Genomic DNA, 19,758 nt, shown 5'->3' on the forward strand with positions numbered 1-19,758 from the left:
CAATAATACCACAAAACCATCTCCCGGTCAAGCGAACAACCCATTGAAATAACAACCGTTTTTTTAAATCATTCGCCCTGGCACACTTTCTGCTATTAATGTTTTCATGTTGAGCCTATCAGATAACAACCCAATAAGGAGAAAACACATGGGAATTTTTACACGCTTTAGCGATATTGTTTCATCAAACATCAATGCCATGCTGGACAAAGCAGAAGATCCTGAAAAACTCATCAAGCTCATGATCCGGGAAATGGAAGACACCCTCATCGAAATCAAGTCCTCCTGTGCCAACACCATTGCCAGTCAGAAAAAAGTTCAACGGCTCCTGGAAGAAACAAAGGACAGGCAATTATTCTGGAAAGAAAAAGCAGAACTGGCAGTGGCCAAGGGAAGAGACGATCTGGCCCGCCAGGCCCTTCTGGAAAAAAGACGGTTCACCCAGAGAGTTGATACGGTGGATGAAGAGCACATGGAATTAGGGGTGATTGTGGAGCAGTACCGGGATGATATCCAGGAACTTGAGACCAAACTCAAATCTGCCCGGGACAAACAGCGAATGCTGGTCCAGCGTCATATCCGGGCCCAACGGAAAAAGAAAGCCCAGCAGGAGATCCGACGGGTGGATTCTGCCGAGGTCATGCAAAAATTTGATGAAATAGAATCCCAGATTGAACGGTTGGAAGCCGAGGCAGACCTGGTCAATTTCGGACGCAAAACCACCCTTGAGGAAGAATTTGAAGGGTTGGCATCCGACGATGAAATCGAACAGCAACTCCATGATTTAAAGTCCTCCCATTCCTCTAAAAATGATGCTACAACCTAGGGTATAAATTCAATGACTTTTTTTGATCACACACACCTGAGAGGAGTGACACTATAATGCATGGCATAATGTTCGTAGGGTTCTTTATCGGCGGGGCCATCCTCCTGATTGCCACACTTGGATTAATTCTCATCGGCATCATCCGGGCTGCCAAAACCGGCGGCATCTCAAAGAAAGACAAGCAGACCCATGCCGATGAAACCAAAATGATCCAGGATATTTTCAACGGGCTGTCTAAAATGGAAGAGCGGATAGAAGCACTTGAAACCATTTTGATTGAACGTCAGAGAAAAGACATATAAAAAAAGGAAACTCAAAAAATGAGATACCATCATAAAAACAAAGGGCGCAGAGGCTTTGACAGATACCGCACCCAATACGGCCATTTCCGAAACCAGGTGGATGCGATCACCCCCACCAACAGGGTCTACCGCTCACGGCAGGGCATCCTCATGGGGGTCTGCCGGGGGATAGCAGAACACTTTCATTTCAGTGTCTTCTGGACGAGAATGATTGTCTTTCTTCTCTTTTTATTCACCGGATTCTGGCCTGTGGGGGTATTGTACATTGTTGCCGGGCTGCTCCTGAAGATGGGACCTGTCATCCCCCTTGAAAATGATGAAGATCAGGCATTTTATCAGTCCTATACAAATTCCAGGGAATCTGCCATCCAGCGGGTCAAGCGCAAATTTGACAACCTCGACCGCAGAATCCAGAGAATGGAACACACGGTTACCTCCCGGGAGTTTGAGCTGTAACACTTCATATGACAAAACGATTTCAAAAAATCAACCGCTGCAAATAGGCTCTCTGAAAACCCCAGGGCGAGCGTTTATAAGGGTGGCCGGGAGCAGTCCCGGCCTGAGTGGAAGAGAGAGACCGTTTACACCCCGCCAATTTTAGCTCCATATTTCCCCAAGAGATGTCCGGTCAGGGCCTTTCGATAATCCCTTCAAATTTTAGGTCAACTTAATCACTTTGGTTACTATAGAGCTCGACTGTATAAAATTTATGAATGTTAAACTCAAGTACTCAATTTGTGATATCCGAGTCATTTTTGACTCGAAAACGGAGCCATATAAAAGATTCAGTCAATCCTAAATCTATATTTTTTTCCATATTTTTAGTAAATATCAACGAAGAAGTTTCTTTTTCAGAAACCGCTCCTTTATTATCCATGAAATATTCAATATTTTTTGTGACATTAATTTCTTGCGAACCCGTTTTCTCCAAAAAACCGATTTTATTTACCCGGAGGAAACTGGTCCAGCATTTTCCCAATGGTTTGATCGATATCCTGAATTCTTTTTTCAGGGGTTGAATGGGTTTCAACCACACGCGTGCTGTTCCCTCTCCATAAAACAATATCGCTGCCCGGTTTTAAAAAATCAATAATCAGGAGCCCCTCATCGTATTCATCTATCTGTGTTCCTGTTCTGATACCGATTGCGCCATGATTGCCATAATGACCGTATCCGAACCCGAGACCCGTGCTGACCGGGTTGGAATAAATCTTTCGTGAAATGGAATATTTATAGACTATCTGAAAATCAGGGATTTTACCGGAACTCTTTGTAAACCCCTTTTCCAGTAGTTTTTCCTCTGTTGCCTTACGAATTCTATCATCCAGCAATTGCGAATCAATTCTCATATCGCCAGTTTTTTCCTGGCCTTTATATTTCCAGGCATATGTTTTTAAATTACCAAAATCCCAATCTGGCTGGTAATCTTGACTGACCTCTATGCTGGAACACCCCAATATAAATATGGCAAATAAAGAACAGACAAGAACAGACACACTATGTCTTTTTTTCATTTTCACCCCCCGGCCACTTGTTAATGACCAATCTCTTTTTTTTACAGCAGTTACAAAAAACCCAGCAGGCCCAGCCCGTCTTTGAACAAGAGAAGCGCCAAACCGCAAAGCAACCCCCCCAGGCATTTCATGGTGACCACATACACCCGGCCCTTTAAAAATGATTTGGATCGGCCCACGAGCACTGCCAGCGAAACCTTTGACCCCACCAGCAACAGATAAAAACCTGCCACAAAAAAAATGGCCGCCCCGACATTCACCGCCATGGCCCGGCCCATGATGGGGGCGCCCACGCTGATCCAGAAAAGATAGGGATGGGGACTCAAAAAATTCACCATCACCCCTTTGCTTAAGGATCGGGGGGCTTTTTTTTCCATATCCAGTACCACGCCCGAGGTGCGAATCCCCTGGACCCCCATGTAAAAAATCACCCCACCGCCCACAAGGGAAATTCCCCCCAGCACAGAATGGGAATCGGACAATTTTGACAGAACAAACAGGGTCAACAGCACAATGGGCAGATCACTGACCAAAGGGGCAAGGGCCACCCGGATACCGGCCCGGATGTCATGGGCAAGGGTTTCCGATACCACAAGGGCCAGCAGGGGACCCGGGGACATCCCGGCAGAAACCCCCAGCAGGCTTCCCATGGCAAGATAATAAATCATGGGGCGCCATGGCATCGTTTAAATTTTTTATGGCTACCGCACCAGCAGGGCTGGTTCCGGCCCCAGACCACCGGGGGAAGCATCTGCCCGTCGCAATAAACCCAGCGGCCCTCCTTGTTCACAAACCGGGCCTTTTCGTGGATCTGGCCGTGGATCAGGTCACGGAGCGGGCCTATGCCCCTCTGTTCATAAAACGCGACAAACTCCACATACCCAACCCCCTGGTCCAGTTGAGAATCATCTGTTTTCACCACAACAAGCCCCCGCCATTGGGTGGTGTTACAGGTATCGGCCAGCAATTGCCGGTCATTTTCCTCCCGGTGATCCGGATCTCGGGTGGCAATAAGGTAATCCATATTTTTGTAGAAAAAAGCGGCATACCGGGATCGCATCAGCTGTTCCGGGGTGGCGGGAATGGCCTGCCCCGAAAGGTAGGGCCCGCAACAAGTATCACTCGTGTTCCCACTTTGGCAGCAGCAAAGCCCTTCGGTCATTGATCCCCCCCCCCTTTTTTGCCCGGCACAGCCGGTATCTCATTTTCAACCCAGGGTTTCATTCTTACATCAGCAAAAAATTATATCATGGCCGTTTGGATTTTTCTACTCGCTATTTACCCGTTTTGGGGTTCCCCATGAAAAAAACATTGAAACAAAGGGAAAGCTATATTAGGGTAAACCCTTAAGTTTAATCGAAAACACAAGGAAAAAAAACATGCTGACATTGTCCAAAGACCATATTAAAAACAAAATTGCCGACACCCAGCTTATTTTTTACAGAGGCCTGAACACCTACGAGCACGGGTCCTATTTTCTGTCACAAAAAGATTTAACAAAAAAGTCCTTCACCTATGAGTTTGACGGCACCCTGGGAAACTACACCACCCGTATCCATATTAATGCAGATCAAGTGGAAACCAGTTGCAATTGCCCCTACCCAAGGCAAGGGTGCCGCCATGTAGTGGCGGCCAGCCTAAACGTAGGAGATCTTCTGGCAAGAGAAAAAACCCCAAAAAAACTATTTCAGGATCCGGCTGAACCCTATCTGGCTCGGACAGAAATCAAGGCCCAGGCCCTGGCAGACCGAAAGAAAAGAGCCTTGTCGGAAAAATTCACCCCTGGCAGGGGGGACATGTTCAAGGGAGACCACCTGGTGACCAACAAGGGCGGCCGCCAATACACCGTCACCCTCCATGATCCGGAAAAAGCGAGTGGCCACTGTTCCTGCCCGGACTACCTGACCAACGGCCTTGGCACCTGCAAACATATCCAGTTCATGGCCGACTTTTTAAAAAAAGAGCCGGGATTTAAACGACAACTTAGCAAAGAAATTTTCCCCTATACAGACATTTACTGGGATTCATTGTCCGAAGGACCCCGCCTTTTTTCCCAGCGCCTTGACGCGGAAATGAAAGATCTGAAACCTATTTTGAAAAAATATTTTAATGAGCAGGGGCAGTTCGTTGCAACGGACATCGCATTGATCATGGGGCTCATGGCAAAGCTCCACGGTGACAAACGGGTAAGAATCCGGCAGAACTTGCTCAAACGGGTGGACCACCGCCTCCAGATCCTGCAATTAAATAAGATCACACAAGACGCCATTCCCAAGCTTGCCCTCAACACCAAGCTATACCCCTATCAAAAGGAGGGGGTGAAGTTTGGACTGCTAAAAACAGGGGTACTCATTGGAGATGAGATGGGCCTTGGTAAAACCTTGCAGGCCATTGCTTTAGGAATACTCAAAAAAAAGATCTTCGGGTTTTCAAAGGTGTTGGTGGTCACCCTGGCCTCCTTAAAAGAACAATGGAAACGGGAAATCGAACGCTTCTCTCAGGAAAAGGCCACCATCATTGAAGGCAATCCCTTCCAGCGCAAGGCCATGTATCGCAATGACCCCAATTTATTCAAAATCACCAACTACGAGGCAGTGCTGCGAGATGTCACAATCTTGTCGGGGTTTAACCCGGATATCATCATCCTGGATGAAGCCCAGCGCATTAAAAATTTCTCCACCAAAACCGCAGAAGCGGTTAAGCGCCTGCCCAAAAAACATGCCATTGTCCTTACGGGCACACCTTTGGAAAACAAATTGGAAGATGTTTATTCCATTGTCCAGTTCCTGGATCCCTACCTGCTGACCCCTTTATGGAAATTTGCCGCCGATCATTTTATGATTCCCAGGAATAAAAAAACCAATATTGCCGGGTATAAAAACCTGGCCAAACTCAAAGAAAAGTTAAAACCCCTCCTGATCCGGCGAAAAAAAGAAGAGGTGCTCAAGGAACTGCCCCGGGAAGTGGTGAACAACTATTATATTGATCTGTCCCAGGAACAGCTTGAAATGCATGGGGGGTATGGCAGGTCCCTTGTGCCCCTGCTCAATAAAAAATTTTTAACCCCCATGGACATGAGAAGAATCCAGACCCTGCTGCTGCGCATGAGGATGGTCTGTGATTCCACCTATCTTGTGGACCGGGACACCCATATTTCCCCCAAGCTGAAGGAACTGGACAGCATCCTGGATGAAATCGTCATCCAGAGTCAGCGCAAAATGGTCATCTTCAGTGAATGGACCACCATGACCTTTTTGATTGCCAGGCACTTGTCCGACATGGGCATCCCCTTTGTGGAATTATCCGGCAAAGTACCCGTCAAAAAACGCCAGGCTCTAATTGATGAATTCACCCATAATAAAGACTGCCGGGTCTTTTTGTCCACCGATGCCGGGGGCACGGGCTTAAACCTCCAGGCCGCCGACTGCGTGGTCAATTTTGAACTGCCCTGGAACCCGGCAAAAATGAACCAGCGCATCGGACGAGTCAGCCGCATCGGACAGGCGAGCCAGTGCATCAATGTCATCAACCTCATTGCCAAAAACAGCATAGAAGAAAGAATCCTGGCAGGGATCCAGCTGAAGACCGACCTGTTCAAAGGGGTGTTTGATGAAGGCCCGGACACGGTGGAGTTTTCCCGGGAAAAACGCAATGAGATGCTCAACCGGCTCAGGGAAATGATGGGAGAAGAGGCTGAAGCCATCCCCTATGATGCGGCGGAACCAGAAGACATCCCCGAGGACACCCCCTTCTACCTGAACCCAAAAGTTTTGAACGAGGCACAACCTGCAATTGATTCTCCGGAAGATACCCCACTAAAAGAAACGCCACCCGAAAAGACCCAACCTGAAAACATACAACATGAAAACATACAACATGAAAACAGGGTGTCTTCTGAAAACATTCTGGCAAGCCAGCCGCCGGAAAAAATTGAAGCCGTCCTCAATTCGGGCATGACCTTCATTGCCGGTCTCATGGAAATGGCCACGGGTCAGAAAATGGAGAAAGGCCAGGACCAGGAAAAAATGGTTCAAATTGACAGCCAGACAGGGGAAGTCACCATGAAATTCAAACTGCCGGGATTTTGATTGACTTTCAGGCCGATTCGGCATAGGAAATTCAATTCAAATAAATTAAGGTGTTTACCACTAACCCGATAATATGTGCCCCCAAAAAAACACTTAAATAAAGATACTTAAATAGAGATATGAACATGGAAATACCCAAAAAACACCCCCCTCTTTCAGCCGGCAAACGAATCGTGGTCAAGGTTGGCAGCGGGGTTTTAACCAAAGACAATCGTTTGAACCTTGCGATCATCACCGCCATCACGAATCAAATCTGCGCCTTGCATGACCGGGGAATCCAGGTGATTCTTGTCTCCTCCGGGGCCATGGCAGCCGGGGTCACCAAGCTGGGGCTTTCCTGCCGGCCATCGGAAACCCCCAAACGTCAGGCAGTCGCTGCCATTGGCCAGGCAGATCTGATCAGGGAGTGGGAACGATCCCTGGAACACTGCGGCCGGAAAGTGGCCCAGATTCTGCTGACCCGGGGGGATCTGTGTGACAGGATTCGGTATCTCAATGCCCGGAACACCATCAACACCCTGTTGGAATGGAATGTACTACCCATTATCAATGAAAACGATACGGTTGCTGTCAAATCCCTGCAATTCGGGGACAATGACAATCTAGGTGCCATGATCACCCTGCTTCTCGGTGCCGACCTCATGATCAATCTCACGGATATCGGCGGCCTCTATGACAAGGATCCCCGGGTCCACGAGGACGCTCAGCTGCTAAGACAAGTGGCAAATATGGGAAAACACATCGATGACATGGCCGGAAAAATTGCAGGCCCTTTAGGAACCGGCGGCATGGGCACCAAAATCACGGCGGCCAGAAAGCTGACCTCGGCCGGAATCCCCATGATCATTGCCTCGGGACTTGCGCCCAACATCTTGATCGACATTTTCAACAATGACTATATCGGCACCTATTTTGTCCCCAAAGAGGAACGACTCAATTCCCGAAAAAACTGGATCGGCCTCACCCTCCAGGCCAAGGGAAAGATCACCATTGATGCCGGCGCCCAGAACGCCGTCCTCAAACAGGGAAAAAGCCTTCTCCCCTCGGGCATCACCCGGGTGGAAGATTATTTTGATGTGGGAGACCCGGTTGAGTTTTTAAATGAAAACAAACAGCTTCTGGGCATGGGCCTTGTCAACTACAATGCCGCAGATATTCTTAGGATCATGGGCTGTAAGACCAGCCAGATAAAAGACCGTCTGGGGTTCAGGTCCTATGATGAAGTGATCCACCGGGACAACCTGGTGATAACGGCCGACACGGAATTAACTTTTTAAACACCCCCTTCAAAAGGAGACACGATGTCTTTGGAAAACAAGATCATTCAAATAGCCCAAAATGCCAGACAAGCGTCCAGAACCATGGCAGCCGTATCCACCAGCCAAAAAAACCAGGCCCTCGTGGCCATTGCCGATCTGATCATAAAAAATGCCTCCGCCATCCAGGTGGAAAATGAAAAGGATATAGACCGTGCCCGAACAAACGGACTCTCCCCGGCCATGATCGACCGGCTCACCATCAGTGATGCGGTTATCCAGGGAATGGCAGACGGCCTCTTGTTTGTGGCAGGCCTCGCCGATCCGGTGGGGTCTTTGTCCGATGCCTCCATCCGGCCCAACGGACTTGAAATCGCCAAGATGCGGATTCCATTAGGGGTCATCGGGATTATTTATGAATCCCGCCCCAATGTCACCGTAGATGCTGCAGGACTCTGCCTCAAGGCAGGAAATGCCGTAATTTTGCGGGGTGGATCCGAAGCCATCTGTTCCAACATGGCCCTGGCATCGGTAATTGAACAGGGCATGAAAGAAACAGGCCTGCCACTGGCCGCTGTCCAGGTAATCCCGGTTCCGGACCGGGCAGCCGTGGACATTCTGCTTAAACAGGAAGAGTCCATTGACCTGATCATTCCCAGGGGCGGGGAAGGCCTCATCCGCCATGTGGTGGCCCTGTCAACCATCCCCGTGCTCAAGCATTACAAAGGGGTCTGCCATGCCTATGTGGATGAGGGTGCCGATCTTGAGATGGCCGCAAACATCAGTGTCAATTCCAAGGCCCAGCGGCCCGGGGTCTGCAATGCCCTGGAGACCCTGCTGGTCCATGGGAGCATTGCAGATAAATTTTTACCCCTGGTCTACAAAGCCTTGACCAAAGCCGGCGTAGCCCTTAGGGGCTGTGAACGAACCTGTGCAGTTCTTCCCCAGATTGAATCCGCCACCCCTGAAGACTGGGACGCGGAATATCTGGATCTTATCCTGGCCGTCAAGGTGGTTGAGGATATGGATGCGGCAATGGCCCACATCGCGGCCCACGGCTCCAACCATACCGAAGCCATTATCACACAAGACTACAGCCGATCCCGCAGGTTTGTCCGGGAAGTGGACGCTTCTCTGGTCATTGTCAATGCCTCAACAAGGTTCAATGACGGCGGGGAACTGGGACTGGGGGCGGAAATGGGGATTTCCACCTCAAAGCTCCATGCTTACGGTCCCATGGGCATCAAAGAGCTGACCACCACCAAATTTGTTGCCTGGGGAGAGGGTCAGATCCGGATCTGATTCAAATTTTTATTTGCTCCAGATTATCGGGGGATATGGCCCGTTGGCCCTGCTCAATTTCCCGGACCATCTCAAAGATCTGGTCGTTCACCGGGGTGGGAACCTGGTGTTTTTTGCCATTTTTTGTGATAAAGCCTGTTAAATAATCGATTTCCGTTGCTTGTTTTCGTTCAAGGGACTGGAGCATGGAGGATTTGAGCCGTCTGTATTTAAACCCCAGCACCCTCAAAAACAAATGGCGCTTCAGGGCCAAAATCATTCCGTTTTCTTCAAGAAAGGTGTAATAATTGAGCTTGCCGGCAAAAATTTCGACCTTGATATCCATGGCTATTGCAACGGCCATGGCCTCTTCCATTATCCTTAAAAAAACAAGCCTGACCTTTTTTTGGGCCAGCATCTGCCCCAGATAAAGGCCACATACAGCGCCCACAGAGGTAATACAGGAATTGATGATCAGTTTGGAATAGAGGCTGCCGCCAATATTATTTGAGATCTGGCAGGGAAGCACCCGGTTTAAAACAGATTGCACCTTTTCCAGGCGAGGATCTTTTTTGCCATCGATATTGCCGATAATAAAATCGCCGCTGGAGGTCATTTCCAAATCACAGTCCGAGTGCAGGGTGGCGCCCCAGCCGGTCACACAGCCGATGACCCGATCCCTTCCCAGGACATCGGCCAGGGCCTGTTCACAAAATCCATTCTGGAGGGAGACCACCATGGCTGAAGGACTCAGCCGGGAACTAAGTTTTTGAGTCACATCCGCAAGGGCCGTGGCCTTGACCCCCAGCAGCACCAAATCTACGTCCGGGTCCATATTCTCCACCCCGACTACGGCATCCATTCTCTCAGTGAACTCTCCTTTTATGCCGGTGATATGAATCCCCAGGTTTTTGATCTTTTGGGCATGTTCTTCTCTGCGAACCACCACCTGGACATTAAGGCCTGCCTTTTTAATGAGACCCGCACAAATACCGCCAATGGCGCCGGCCCCTACCACGGCTATTTTAAAATCCAAACCTGTCTGATTCATGGACGCTGTCTCCTTTTGGTTATAGATATTTATCTATGTCAGATTTTCCAAAATTTGTAAATGCTGCCCAAAGAAGCCGTCATGCTTAAAAATTAAGTTTCCAATTTGTGAAAAAAAAGTTAGATTGGTTCTTTCCTAACATTAGAGGTCTGGATAAATATGATATTGCGCATGTTCAATAACATACACTTCCTTGTGGCATGCGGGTGTTTTGCCATCTTTTTTCCAGGGTCATTCGTTTTCGGATTTCCCGGTGTCATGGCAGGTGAATGGCAGCAGCTATTCAACGTGGACAAATCCCAGATAGGCCGGCTCATGTTTTTTATTCTGGCCGGAACCGGCTTTTCCATGTACCTTTCCGGAAAACTTCAGGAAAAAATAGCACCCCATTGGATGATTCTGACAGGTAATTTTTTTTGTGCCCTGTCCATTGGTCTTGTCGGATATGCAACCTCAATCACCCATGTCTATATTTGGGCATTTGCGGAAGGCTTTTTCTGCGGATTTGTCTATATCCCCTGCTTAACCATATTCCAACGACTCTTTCCGGCAAACAAAGGGCTTCTCACGGGGATCATCAATCTAACATTTGGTGGCTCATCCGCTATCATGTCCCCAGTATTTTCCTTCCTTTTGGTTTCAAAAGGATATGGGGCCACCTGTTGGATCACCATGGTTGCAGCCATCAGCATCGGGATGGGATGCGCCCTGTTCATCAAAATTCCGAAATCCATGGCAAAACGAGCTCTGACAATCGCCCCCAGGCTGAGCCTGATGCAGACAATTGCCTTGAAACCCTTCAGATATTTATGGTGTGTATGGGCACTTGCAGGGGCAGCCGGTGTTTCTCTAATCATACTTAGCGCCACATTTGGCCAGACCCTGGGCTATGATGTCACCCAATATGTTATGATTCTCACCTGTTTTAATATTTTAAATGGGATCGGCCGGCTGGTTTGCGGCCGCCTGGCGGATTATTTTCCAAAACAAAAAATTCTAATGATAGTTTTTCTTTTCGCCTCAGCAGCCTATTTTTTGATGCCTTTTGTCACAGAGCTCTATCTATTGAGTTTCCTTGCCTGCTTTGTCGGTCTTGCTTTTGGTGCGATGTTCACGGTCTCAGCTCCCCTGGTCACCGAATGTTTCGGCCTTGAAAATTTCGGCAGAGTTTTCGGCCTTGTTTTCACCGCCTATGGTTTTCTTGCCGGCTTTTTGGGTCCCTGGCTTTCCGGAATTGTTCTGGATACCACCAATGGAAATTTTACGATTGTATTCACAGGATTTGCTTTTTTTTATTTGATATCCGCCTTCCTTATCTTGCGTGTTAGAAAACCCGGTATAATCCCGACCCCAGGCCTTGAATAAACAATTGACATTGACTGTTTCATTATATATTTCGTATATTATTGAAACAAATCAACAAAAGGAAATATATGCAATTTGAGGCACACGGCAAATTCGAGATTTCTCTTCAAGGGGAAATTTTCATCATACGATTTTTTCACAATTGGAACCTGGAGGGAGCCCAAGCCTTTTTTTCCAAATATGAGACACTTGTTAAGCAGAGCAATCTCAAAAAATTCGGCATTCTAAGCGATCTGAGGCAATTTGAAGGGGGGACCCCGGATGCAATTGATTTTTTCGAAAAAATTTCTGACTGGGCACAGGCAAACGGCCAGGTGGCCCGTGCCCTGATTATGGATTCCGGTTTAAAGGAATTCACCATCCATCAGATCGACAAAGAAAAAAACCGCTTCCATATCCGCGCCTTTTCTAACGAGACAGAAGCCCTGAATTGGTTCGAGACTTTAGGTCTGGCCGTTTCCTCTACAGGACCAGGGGTAATTGACAATTTTTTTCTGCCAGGAAAACTCAATAAAAACAGATAATTAACGGTTCATGATGTTTTTTGGACGATGGCCATGGCAGAACGAATCCCGTCCACACCGCTGGAGATGATTCCCCCGGCCCAGCCAGACCCCTCCCCTGCCAGATACAGGTTCGAAAACCCCTGGCAGCATCTATCCTTATCTCTCACGGCCTGGATCGGCGATGATGTTTTACTCTCCAACCCCAAAATAATCCCTGAATCAAATCCCTTAAGTTTTCGGTTGAATACGGTGAGTCCCTGGGCAATGGAACGGCTGACCGCCTGGGGAAGTAGGTCCCAAAGAGGTGCCGGGGTGAGCCCCAGAGGATAACTTGTGTCAACTGTCCGGGAGGGGGCCTGTTGTTGGATGAACCCGTCGATGGTGGCAAAGGGGGCACGATAGCCCTTGGCATATTCATAAAACCGATGTTCCAGATCCCCCAGCCAATCCAGGGCTTCCAGCGGTTCCACCGGCTTTTTCAAAAGGGTTTCAAGGTTGATACCGGCCACGCAGGCGGCATTGGCAAAATTACCGCTTCGTTTGTAACGGCTCATGCCATTAACGATATTGGCGGTCGCATAGGCGGCAGCCGGGACCACCATTCCGCCGGGGCACATGCAGAAGGTATAGACGGGAAGATACCCGTCCCCTTTTGCCGTAAGCCGATATTCTGCGGCCTTGACCCCGGGAAGACAGTCCCTTCCCCACTGGGCCTTGTTGATGAATTCCTGGGGATGTTCCACCCGGCAGCCAATGGCAAAATTTTTAGTTTGAAATTGAACCTGGTTTCCAATCAGCATGCGATAGGTTTCATGGGCGGAGTGGCCCGGGGCAATGACCACCTCATCAACGGGGATTTCGCCCTTTGAGGTGACGGCCGCAACCACCTTTCCATTTTTAATGGTCAGGTCCGTGAGCAGGGTTTCAAACTGCATCTGCCCTCCCAGGGCCTCAAATTCCTTTCTCAGGCCCTTTACAATGCGCCGAAGATAATCCGTGCCCAAATGGGGATGGGCCAGATATTGGATTTCCCTGGGAGCACCTGCCCGGATGTAGCTGGACAGAATGAATTGTTTTTCAGCAGCCACCCGCTTGGTTCTTGAGGTGAGCTTTCCATCAGAAAAGGTGCCGGCCCCGCCTTCTCCAAAGGCATAATTATTGATGGGGTCAAAGGTGCCGGTAGATTCAAAGGTCTGTATGCTGTCAGACCGTCTGCCCACCTTGGAACCCCGTTCGATGAGCAGGGTTTGAAATCCGGCTTTCTGCAGCACCAGGGCGGCAAAAAAGCCAGCTGGCCCGCTTCCCACCACCAAAGCCTTGGTGATTCTTTTTTTCCAGGGAATTTCCAAACAAGGATATACAAAGGGCTCTCCGCCAATTAGTTCATCGGACAGCACACCGGCCCGGATCAGCCAGTGGATGTTGCTTTTTTTCCGGGCATCCAGGCTTTTGCCCTGGATCTGCCAGGTAAACTGCAGGATGCCCAATTGTTTTGCAATGGCATCCCTTGCAGCCTCATCCGTGTAGTCGGTGGATAGTTCTAGGGTAATTTCCCGAAATCCCAAATTCTAAATCTCCTGTGATGGTGCCGGCCAAGGGTTGGATACCGGAAAGCACAATGCTTAAAGGCGCTCCATCCAATGAGTTTATCAGTATCCATGGAAATTGTAAAAGAAATAGTGAATTAGATCGGCCATGAAAAATGTCACTCCATGAGGTTTTTATAGGTGGCCAGATCCTTTTTCGAATAGTGGAAATAATGGTCATGGACATTGTCGGCAAAGGATTCAAAACGTTTATAGGTCGAAGGGTCCAGGGAGGCAGAATAAAGATTGACGATAAGATCGTGGGCGATATAATCCTCACTGACCTCGATAAATCCCTCATCCCGGGTCCAGGTGACCTTGGCATTGGCTCCCCGGGACATAATCCCGGAGATAACATGGGTATGGTCGATGATAATGGACAGGTAGCGTTCCTTTTTCTCGGCCACGTATCGGTCAATCCTGCGGTGGGGCGTAAGGGACGCATAGGCGTTCTTTTTTCCAAAATAAATCCCCCTGAGCATGACCCCCCGCTCCACAGCCGCATCCAGCTCAACCGTGAGGTCTTGTATTTCTTCTTCCCAAATGGAAACCGCCACCCGTTTTTGGGCCCCCTGGATGAGCAGCTTTAGAAAGCTGATAATATTTTCTCTGCCTGAAATCACTACCAGCTTATCATCCTGCTTGGGTTCCTGGTAGAGAGCACCGGCATATTCGGCCAAATCCTCAAAAAGTTTCTCATAATGGGCCTTAAGCTTTTCAATAAAGATCTTGGGCTCCACGGGGTAATAGACCCGGTTTTTTTCATTTGCCTGCTCAAAGACCATCTGCTTGTCGATCAGATTGTTCAAGACCTCGTAAATCCGGGACCTTGGGATCCCCGAGGCTTTGCTCAGGGCATACCCGTTCAAGGGAAACGCTTCCAGCAGTTTCAAATAGGCCTTGCACTCATACTCGGAAAACCCCAGGGTCTTCATGTCGGACATCATTTGGGTTGCTTGATCCATTATCCCAGTCCTGCCAGGGCCAGGTAGGTAACCCCCACCGATCCCAATACCGGTACAATGATGCCGCCCTTGAAAAAACCGTAGACAGCTGTAAATCCAATCCCCAGTAGGGCCGCCGGGGGAAATTCCGGGGTGGCGGTCATTACACCGGGGATGATCAGCGCGCCGATGGCCGCCACGGGAATACATTTTAAAAAGGCATCCACCCGCCTGGGGATTGGGGTGTTGGAAAAAAATAGAAACGGTAACAGCCTTGGCCCATAGGTCACAGCAGCCATTCCCAGGATCAGGGGGATCAGATTATCACCCATGGAGTTCCTCCTTTTGGTACCTCAAGGTTAAAAAAGCCCCTGCCGTGGCAATAATAAAAATGCACACAATGATGCTCCAGCCCTTGGGTAAAATATCCAGATAGAGCAACAACCAATTGAGAAGGCCCGATGACAGGGCCAGAAACAAGGAGAGGAAAGAAGCCTTTATCTCGGGCATTAATATGGCCAAAAGCAGGGAATACAATGCCACCCCCATGCTCTGGCTCAAAATTGGGGGCATAAATCCCCCCAGAAGATAACCACAAAGGGTGCCTGCTACCCATCCGGAATAGGCAGACATCTGGAGGGCAAACACAAACCCCTTGGACAGGGGACCTCGTTTAAAGGAGAGCACTGAAAAAACCTCGTCTGTCACGCCGAAGGCCAGGGCAAAATAATATTTTTTAAGCTTTTCCTTAATCCGGGTGGAAAGATAGGCACTCATTAAAAAGTGTCTGAAATTAACCAGCAAGGTGGTCAGGATAATCCCGGTGAACCCCATTCCCGTGGCCAGAAGGTTCAGCGCAATGAACTGGCTGGCCCCGGCAAAGACCACGGCTGAAAATAAAAAAGATTCCAACAGGGAAACCCCTGTGGTTTTGGACAGAATCCCGAAGGCCACGGCAGCCGGGAAATAACCGATAAAAATAGGGATGCCGGCTTTTATAGCATCCTGGACCTCTTGTTTTACCATTCCAATCGCTCCATAATTAACGCAATAACAATTAGTGACTATTGTAGTAACTACTATATTTTTGTCAAGAAATCTTTACTCCAAACAAAAAACTTTAATTGGAAATGGTGCCGTATCCCCTCAGAAACCGATTTACCGCCCCATAATACCCATCAAACTCCGAGATGGTATTGTGCCCAGCCCCGTCAATATACACCAACTCCTTGGGACAGTTCAGACTCTCATACAGCTTCAGGGTATTTTCCGGGGGGATCACCTCGTCTGCTTTGGATGCCAAAACCAGGGTGGTGGCAATGATTTTGGATGAAAAATCGATGGTTTGGTGTTTATCCTTTAAGACCATTCCCACCAGCCAGCCAGGATAATAATGGGCTGCCACAGACACGATACTGTCAAAGGGGCAGGTGAGAATCAGCCGGCCAAGTCCCCTCTCAAGGGCCAGGAAACAGGCCATGGAGGAACCGATACTTCGCCCCCAGGCAACCGCATTATCAGGCGTTATCTTATATTTTTTTGCCATGGCATCATAGATGGCCAGGGCATCTGATTTCAATGAACCTTCATCCGGAGTTCCATCGCTTTGCCCAAATCCCCGATAATTAACCATGACCACATTGACATCAATCTTTTGGACAAAATCCTCCATATTCAAAGAGACCTCTTCAGCATTGCCTCCAAAATAAAAAAGGGTGGGCAGGTTCTCCATATCTTTTTGAATCAGCCAGCCATGGAGAGACCCTTTTTTTTCAATGGGGATGGTAATTTCCCTGACCTGATCAAACCCGGATTTCAGGTAGGCAAGCCTTGCCCCGCTCACAGGGGTAGGAAAATATAATAATTTTCTTGAAAAAAGCATGAGCCCCACTATAATGACAATGCCGCCGATGAGAATGAATCCTATAATTTTCATCTATTCTTCCCCCAAGTTTAATATGATATCCACCATACCCAAACCACCCTTCAAAATCATCCTTTTTTTATCCCTTCCTTGACAAACCCCCGGGATCTGATCTAGTTAAGGAAACTATTGGGCAGGATAAAAGCAGACAACCGCTGTCCCAGCAAGAAAGGAGTTACCATGGACAAAAAAAATATTCCAACGAGACAGGACATCCCGGCGCAGGATTGCTGGGATCTTACCCCCCTTTTTTCAAGAGAACAAGACTGGGAAACCCTTTATACAGATTTGGAAAACAGGATACCCGGATATGAACAATTCAAAGATATGCTCCACACCTCCTATGAATTGTTCAAGGCCGGCCTTGATTTTGACCATGACATGGCAAGGGACCTTGAAAAGGTCTACACCTATGCCCACTTAAAAAACGATGAAGACAAAACCAATGACCCAGCAGATGATCTCTTTCAACGGGCCGTGAACCTTCACACCCGGGTCAGTGACGCAGCCAGCTTTATTATCCCCCAAATCCAGGCCATTCCCCAAACGACACTGGCTGTTTTTCTCAAGGAATCGTCCATTGGTGCCTATGGGTTTTACCTTGAAAAAATCATCCGGAATATCCCCCACACCAGAAATGCCGAGGTGGAGCAACTCCTTGCCATGGCCGGAGAATGCCTCGCCGCTCCCCGGCAGATTTTTGGCCAGCTGGACAATGCAGATCTCAACTTCGGCAGCCTGATTGATCCGGATGGCAAGTCCCAACCCTTAAGCCACGGCAATTTCACCCTTTTATTGAGCCACAAGAATAGGGATTTCAGGAAAAGTGTATTTACCCAGTACTATGAGATTTATGCGCGTCATAAGCATACCATTGCAGCTTCCCTTTGTGCCTCGGTAAAAAAAGATCTTTTTTATGCCCGGGCAAAACACTTTTCCCATGCAAGGCAAGCGGCCCTATACAAGGACAATATAGCCGATACCGTTTATGACAACCTGATCTCAAGCGTCAGGGAAAACCTGACCCCCTTGTATGCCTATCTTGATTTTCGGAAAAAAGCCCTGAAATTGGACGAGCTGCATATCTATGACACCTATGTTCCCATTGTCAGCAATGTAAAATTTCACATGCCCTATGAAGAAGCCGTCACCACCTGCATCGCGGCCCTGGCCCCCCTGGGAGCAGAATACTGTGATATCCTGGAAAAAGGGTTGACCCGTGGCTGGGTGGACCGGTATGAAAACAAAGGCAAACGAAGCGGTGCCTATTCTTCCGGGTGCTATGATTCCCCTCCCTATATTTTGATGAATTATGAAGAAAAATCCATCAACAGCCTCTTTACCCTTATCCACGAGGCCGGCCACTCCATGCACTCCTATTATTCAAAAAAACATCAGCCCTATGCAAGCCACGATTACACTATTTTTGTGGCCGAAGTGGCCTCCACTCTGAATGAGAATCTTCTGGGACAATACCTTTTAAAAAAATATGAGGCAGATCCCCGGATGAAGGCCTATATCCTGAACCGGGAAATCGAAAATATCCGGGCCACCTTTTTCAGACAGACCCTGTTTGCTGAATTTGAAAACATCATCCACGGGCTTGCCGCCCAAAACAAAAGTCTGACCCTGGAAACCCTGACAGGGGAATATAAAAAACTTCTGGAAGTCTATTTTGGAGATCACCTGGTAATAGATGAGGTGCTTGGCCTTGAATGCCTTCGCATCCCCCATTTTTATTCCAGCTTTTATGTCTATCAATATGCCACGGGCATATCCGCTGCCCTGGCCATTTCCAAAAGGATCCAGACCCTGGGCCAAACAGCAGTAACGGACTACCTCTCCTTTCTTAAACTTGGGGGGAGCCAATTCCCCATTGACGAACTAAGAACCGCCGGGGTGGACATGTCCTCTCCAGAACCGATTCTTGCAACCATCACCTATTTTAAACAACAAGTAAATACCCTGGAAACGTTATGGAATACCCATTTAAACCCATAGGCACCCTGCACACCTGCTTCAAGGAAAAATTCGGGATTCCCCGGCAGATGAATCTGGTGGAAAAGGCACCGGGCACCCTGGTCTTTCATCCGGAATTTGCCAGGGAAGAAGCCGTAAGAGAACTTTCCGGGTTTTCCCATATCTGGCTGATTTTTGTCTTTCACAGGGCCGTCACAAACACCTGGCCTGTAATGGTCCGCCCCCCCCGCCTGGGCGGCAATAAACGCGTCGGGGTGTTTGCCTCCCGCTCCCCCTTCAGGCCCAATTCCCTCGGCATGTCTGCGGTAAGACTTAACTCCGTGGAAATAAGTTCCCAAGGACCCATTCTCCACCTTACGGGGGTGGATATTTTAGACAACACCCCGGTGCTGGATATAAAACCCTATCTGCCCTATTCAGACAGCATCCCCCAGGCCACGGGCGGCTTTGCGCCCACCCCTCCCGATTCCGGGTTCCATATCAATTTTTCCGACAAGGCCCTTGGGCAATGTGCCCTCCTGGACGAAGAAATCCCGGATCTTCGATCCATCATCACCCAGGTTCTTGAAAACGATCCCAGACCCGGGTATTGCAGCAATATCAAAGATGAGCCAGACAGGCTCTACGGAATCCGATTGTTTGATTTTGACCTGAAATGGAGGGTGATCAATGGCGGCATCCAGGTGATTGCCCTGGAGCACACCCAGTAAATCACGAATCTGGTAAATCAGAAATTTGATAGTTTTCGATCTTTTTCAATAAAATCCAGACGATTCCCATCCCCCACTTAATGCCTATGTTTTATTTCAGGAATGTTAAGATTCAACCAGGTACTGGCACAACATGTTTTGCCAGTACCTGGTTGAGTGCATATTTCAACTCTTAAATAATTTTGAATTTAACCATGCCAAATAAAATTTTACTTACCCAGTTTTCATACCTTGTTTCAGGGGCTATTTTTGTCCTTACCGGACTTGCGGTCCATGTAAACGCCAATCTTCTTGTCAAATTCTCCCAGGGCCGGGGCGGAGGAAATCTTTTTCATAGTCAGTATTGCCGTTTCATTGTGGGGTATCATGGCGAATTCTTTTCTCTAGGTTGGAAGGGGAACCCGGGGAGCCCTCCATAGGGTTAA

Annotated in this window: 21 protein-coding genes; 10 read left to right on the plus strand and 11 right to left on the minus strand. The window is 48.5% G+C overall.

Annotation, left to right across the window (positions count from 1 at the left end; genetic code table 11):
- Positions 1-148 precede the first annotated feature (148 nt).
- From pspA to pspC, 3 genes are read left to right on the plus strand one after another with little or no spacing between them, the layout of a single operon-like run.
- Positions 149-826: a phage shock protein PspA gene (pspA, locus tag ACZ45G_RS24130; RefSeq protein WP_464173075.1), complete on the plus strand. Its 678-nt coding sequence runs from the start codon at positions 149-151 to the stop codon at positions 824-826.
- 56 nt (positions 827-882) lie between these two features.
- Positions 883-1,128, plus strand: a complete 246-nt coding sequence (locus tag ACZ45G_RS24135) for a phage-shock protein (protein WP_464173076.1) — start codon at positions 883-885, stop codon at positions 1,126-1,128.
- A gap of 18 nt (positions 1,129-1,146) precedes the next feature.
- A complete protein-coding gene (pspC, locus tag ACZ45G_RS24140; RefSeq protein WP_464173077.1) occupies positions 1,147-1,584 on the plus strand; it encodes an envelope stress response membrane protein PspC in 438 nt (145 codons plus the stop codon).
- Positions 1,585-1,858: 274 nt separating this feature from the next.
- Here pspC and ACZ45G_RS24145 read toward each other — a convergent pair whose 3' ends face one another.
- The 4 genes from ACZ45G_RS24145 to ACZ45G_RS24160 are packed head-to-tail and all read right to left on the minus strand — an operon-like array spanning position 1,859 to position 3,804.
- Positions 1,859-2,164: a 7TM-DISM domain-containing protein gene (locus ACZ45G_RS24145; protein ID WP_464180008.1), complete on the minus strand. Its 306-nt coding sequence runs from the start codon at positions 2,162-2,164 to the stop codon at positions 1,859-1,861.
- The gene (locus ACZ45G_RS24150; RefSeq protein ID WP_464173078.1) at positions 2,070-2,642 is read right to left on the minus strand and encodes a DUF4136 domain-containing protein; all 573 of its coding nucleotides are present in this window, start codon (positions 2,640-2,642) and stop codon (positions 2,070-2,072) included. The genes ACZ45G_RS24145 and ACZ45G_RS24150 overlap by 95 nt, the downstream gene beginning before the upstream one ends.
- A 50-nt stretch (positions 2,643-2,692) precedes the next feature.
- Positions 2,693-3,310: a LysE family translocator gene (locus tag ACZ45G_RS24155; protein ID WP_464173079.1), complete on the minus strand. Its 618-nt coding sequence runs from the start codon at positions 3,308-3,310 to the stop codon at positions 2,693-2,695.
- Complete coding sequence (locus ACZ45G_RS24160) at positions 3,307-3,804, minus strand: YchJ family protein (RefSeq protein WP_464173080.1); 498 nt, start codon at positions 3,802-3,804, stop codon at positions 3,307-3,309. The genes ACZ45G_RS24155 and ACZ45G_RS24160 overlap by 4 nt, the downstream gene beginning before the upstream one ends.
- A 217-nt stretch (positions 3,805-4,021) precedes the next feature.
- Here ACZ45G_RS24160 and ACZ45G_RS24165 point away from each other — a divergent pair, with 217 nt between their 5' ends.
- The 3 genes from ACZ45G_RS24165 (at position 4,022) to ACZ45G_RS24175 (ending at position 9,288) form a co-directional block, all read left to right on the plus strand.
- Complete coding sequence (locus tag ACZ45G_RS24165; protein ID WP_464173081.1) at positions 4,022-6,730, plus strand: DEAD/DEAH box helicase; 2,709 nt, start codon at positions 4,022-4,024, stop codon at positions 6,728-6,730.
- Between the two features lie 125 nt (positions 6,731-6,855).
- On the plus strand, positions 6,856-8,007 hold the full coding sequence (proB, locus tag ACZ45G_RS24170; RefSeq protein ID WP_464173082.1) for a glutamate 5-kinase: 1,152 nt from the start codon (positions 6,856-6,858) through the stop codon (positions 8,005-8,007).
- 24 nt (positions 8,008-8,031) lie between these two features.
- Positions 8,032-9,288 (plus strand): glutamate-5-semialdehyde dehydrogenase, encoded by a 1,257-nt coding sequence (locus tag ACZ45G_RS24175; protein ID WP_464173083.1) that lies wholly within the window; start codon positions 8,032-8,034, stop codon positions 9,286-9,288.
- A gap of 1 nt (position 9,289) precedes the next feature.
- On the opposite strand, the gene ACZ45G_RS24180 is transcribed toward ACZ45G_RS24175, so the two are convergent.
- Positions 9,290-10,318 (minus strand): ketopantoate reductase family protein, encoded by a 1,029-nt coding sequence (locus ACZ45G_RS24180; RefSeq protein WP_464173084.1) that lies wholly within the window; start codon positions 10,316-10,318, stop codon positions 9,290-9,292.
- Positions 10,319-10,489: 171 nt separating this feature from the next.
- Here ACZ45G_RS24180 and ACZ45G_RS24185 point away from each other — a divergent pair, with 171 nt between their 5' ends.
- Both ACZ45G_RS24185 and ACZ45G_RS24190 read left to right on the plus strand, forming a co-directional pair.
- On the plus strand, positions 10,490-11,683 hold the full coding sequence (locus ACZ45G_RS24185) for an MFS transporter (protein WP_464173085.1): 1,194 nt from the start codon (positions 10,490-10,492) through the stop codon (positions 11,681-11,683).
- Between the two features lie 68 nt (positions 11,684-11,751).
- Positions 11,752-12,207 carry a hypothetical protein gene (locus ACZ45G_RS24190; RefSeq protein WP_464173086.1) on the plus strand — a complete coding sequence of 152 codons (456 nt, stop codon included), beginning with the start codon at positions 11,752-11,754 and terminating at the stop codon, positions 12,205-12,207.
- An 8-nt stretch (positions 12,208-12,215) separates the two neighbouring features.
- Here the strand turns inward: ACZ45G_RS24190 and ACZ45G_RS24195 are convergent, their stop codons facing one another.
- From ACZ45G_RS24195 to ACZ45G_RS24215, 5 genes are all read right to left on the minus strand, one after another.
- The gene (locus ACZ45G_RS24195) at positions 12,216-13,754 is read right to left on the minus strand and encodes an NAD(P)/FAD-dependent oxidoreductase (protein WP_464173087.1); all 1,539 of its coding nucleotides are present in this window, start codon (positions 13,752-13,754) and stop codon (positions 12,216-12,218) included.
- Positions 13,755-13,894: 140 nt separating this feature from the next.
- Entirely contained in the window at positions 13,895-14,740 is an 846-nt protein-coding gene (locus ACZ45G_RS24200) for a TrmB family transcriptional regulator (RefSeq protein WP_464173088.1), read from the minus strand.
- Positions 14,740-15,051, minus strand: coding sequence for an AzlD domain-containing protein (locus ACZ45G_RS24205; protein WP_464173090.1), 312 nt, complete (start codon positions 15,049-15,051; stop codon positions 14,740-14,742). Before ACZ45G_RS24205 ends, ACZ45G_RS24200 begins: the two co-directional genes overlap by 1 nt.
- Positions 15,044-15,745, minus strand: a complete 702-nt coding sequence (locus tag ACZ45G_RS24210; RefSeq protein WP_464173091.1) for an AzlC family ABC transporter permease — start codon at positions 15,743-15,745, stop codon at positions 15,044-15,046. The genes ACZ45G_RS24205 and ACZ45G_RS24210 overlap by 8 nt, the downstream gene beginning before the upstream one ends.
- Before the next feature lie 94 nt (positions 15,746-15,839).
- Positions 15,840-16,655, minus strand: coding sequence for an alpha/beta hydrolase (locus ACZ45G_RS24215; RefSeq protein ID WP_464173092.1), 816 nt, complete (start codon positions 16,653-16,655; stop codon positions 15,840-15,842).
- Positions 16,656-16,823: 168 nt separating this feature from the next.
- Here ACZ45G_RS24215 and pepF point away from each other — a divergent pair, with 168 nt between their 5' ends.
- Together pepF and tsaA are read left to right on the plus strand one after the other, a co-directional pair.
- Complete coding sequence (pepF, locus tag ACZ45G_RS24220) at positions 16,824-18,644, plus strand: oligoendopeptidase F (RefSeq protein WP_464173093.1); 1,821 nt, start codon at positions 16,824-16,826, stop codon at positions 18,642-18,644.
- Entirely contained in the window at positions 18,620-19,333 is a 714-nt protein-coding gene (gene tsaA, locus ACZ45G_RS24225; protein ID WP_464173094.1) for a tRNA (N6-threonylcarbamoyladenosine(37)-N6)-methyltransferase TrmO, read from the plus strand. The genes pepF and tsaA overlap by 25 nt, the downstream gene beginning before the upstream one ends.
- 236 nt (positions 19,334-19,569) lie before the next feature.
- Here tsaA and ACZ45G_RS24230 read toward each other — a convergent pair whose 3' ends face one another.
- Entirely contained in the window at positions 19,570-19,701 is a 132-nt protein-coding gene (locus ACZ45G_RS24230) for a hypothetical protein (RefSeq protein WP_464173095.1), read from the minus strand.
- Positions 19,702-19,758: the final 57 nt, after the last annotated feature.

The sequence above is a fragment of the Desulfoconvexum algidum genome (genome assembly GCF_055382125.1).